We start from the raw sequence: 1,940 nt of genomic DNA, 5'->3' as shown, positions 1-1,940 counted from the left end.
TTGTAAGTTGTTATGGGATAAGCTTAAAAAATATAGTATTCCATCTAAAATCATTTTACATCAAGGGGATCATATCTATATTCAGAATTTAAAAGGATTTAATTTTAATGATATTATGAACAGATGGATAAGTTATTGGTTATATGACATACAAAATGATGTTCTAAATGATTTACCAGATGTAATGATTCAGAGTAATTTAGATAGTATGAGCTGGGAAAATTCAAAAAGTTGGCCATCAGAGAGATATGAAGCAAAAGTATTTAAAATAGAGGGGGAGAGATTAAAAGAGGGTAAAAATATAAAAATTAATAGTAAAAAAAATAGAAATATAGAAAAATTTATAGATGATATTGAGGGGAATGGGTTTATAAGAGAAAGAAAAAACTATAACGAATGGAGAGATAGTTTAGTTTTAAATGAAAATGGAAAAGTGAAGCATAAAGTTATCTATAAAAGTGATGTTTTAAAAGAAAATATAACAATTTCAGGGGATATAAAAGTTGAGTTTTATGTGAGTTCAAATAAAACTAAAGGGATATTAAGTGCTATGTTAGTGGATTTTGGAGAGAGAAAACGATTGACCGAAGAACAGATTATAACTGAAAAAGAAAAGATCAGTTTAGGAAGAGATGCAGGAACTATGGATGAGGTAGATTTCAAATATGAAGAGAGAGCCTCACAGTATAAAGTGATTACAAGAGGTCATATAAATATACAAAACAGGAAAAGTAATCTCTATAAAAATAGAGTGATTCCAAAGAGTTATCATAGGTATACTCTTGAGATGGTACCTACATATTATATTTTAAAAGAGGGAAGTCAATTGGGGTTAATAATCTATGGAAGTGATGCAGAGATAACTCAAAGACCATTTGAAAAAACAGTTTATTTTTTAGATAAAGATAGTATAAGGTTGTTTTTAAATAAAAATAAAGTAAAACTTAAAATAAAAAATATTGACAGTATATAGAACTTTAGGTATAATAAACAGACAAAAAAACAGATACTAGAATTTAGAAATAGGGGGAGAAATGAGAAAAGTAATATTAGGAAGTTTATGTTTATTTTTTGCACTATTAAGTTTTTCAGAGGACAAGAAATATGATGATAAGGGTGGAGCTTCTGAAAGTAAGATTGTAGTAAAAGGAGGTAAATTACCTGAAAATATAGATGAAATATCTTCAGCTTCTATAGTTCCTGCAGCTTTAGTTAGAAAGTATAACCCAAAAGGATTTACAAATTCAAATAAAAAGAAGGCACTTTTTGTAATTGGGGATTTAAGAAAAAATAGCGTAACTTATGATATGGCTAATACAGCTATGAAATATCTTGAAGATAATGGAGTTGAGGTAAAAGCAAGAGACCTTTATAGAATGAAATGGAACCCAGTATTATCAGAAGATGAGTTTTTTTATCAAAAAGATGGAATTGGAGAACCTAAAGCAGATGTAAAAAAGGAGCAAGATCTAGTTAGAGAAGCTGATTATATTGTGTTTGTTTATCCAAATTGGCATGATAGTGCTAATGCAATGGTTAAAGGATATCAGGAGAGAGTTTTTTCTAAAGAGTTTGCTTATACGAGCACACCAAAAGGACCTAAAGGATTATTAGAAGGAAAAGGAATTTATACAATTATGAATTGTGGATTTTTAGGTGGCGGAAGAGGCTTTATAGGAGATGGAGTAGGTATAAATGATAAAAAATGGGATGAATATATGAGAGCATATGAAGTATTTGATAATGATCTTGCTGATTGGTGGGGAATGAAAAATTATGGAAGATTCATGAATGATAGATATCCTAAAAATACTTCAAAATCTTATGAAGCGGAGTTATCATCAATAAGAGAAAGTCTTGAGAAAAATTTAAATACTACTTTTATAAAAAAATAATGTATAAAAATATAAAAAAATAGATAAATTAAAGTAGTGTGAATG

Annotated in this window: 2 protein-coding genes; both read left to right on the top strand. The window is 28.3% G+C overall.

What is annotated here, in order from left to right:
* Nucleotides 1–973, top strand: a 973-nt coding sequence (locus ACMOUI_RS09615; RefSeq protein ID WP_418965484.1) for a CocE/NonD family hydrolase C-terminal non-catalytic domain-containing protein, incomplete at its 5' end; no start/stop codon positions are given.
* Nucleotides 974–1,034: 61 nt separating this feature from the next.
* On the top strand, nt 1,035–1,895 hold the full coding sequence (locus ACMOUI_RS09610; protein WP_418965483.1) for an NAD(P)H-dependent oxidoreductase: 861 nt from the start codon (nt 1,035–1,037) through the stop codon (nt 1,893–1,895).
* Nucleotides 1,896–1,940 lie beyond the last annotated feature (45 nt).

It is taken from the genome of Cetobacterium sp. (assembly GCF_048470075.1).
Taxonomy (GTDB): domain Bacteria; phylum Fusobacteriota; class Fusobacteriia; order Fusobacteriales; family Fusobacteriaceae; genus Cetobacterium_A.
The sequence above is the reverse complement of the archived record's forward strand: the minus strand, read 5'-3'. Positions and strand labels throughout refer to the sequence as shown.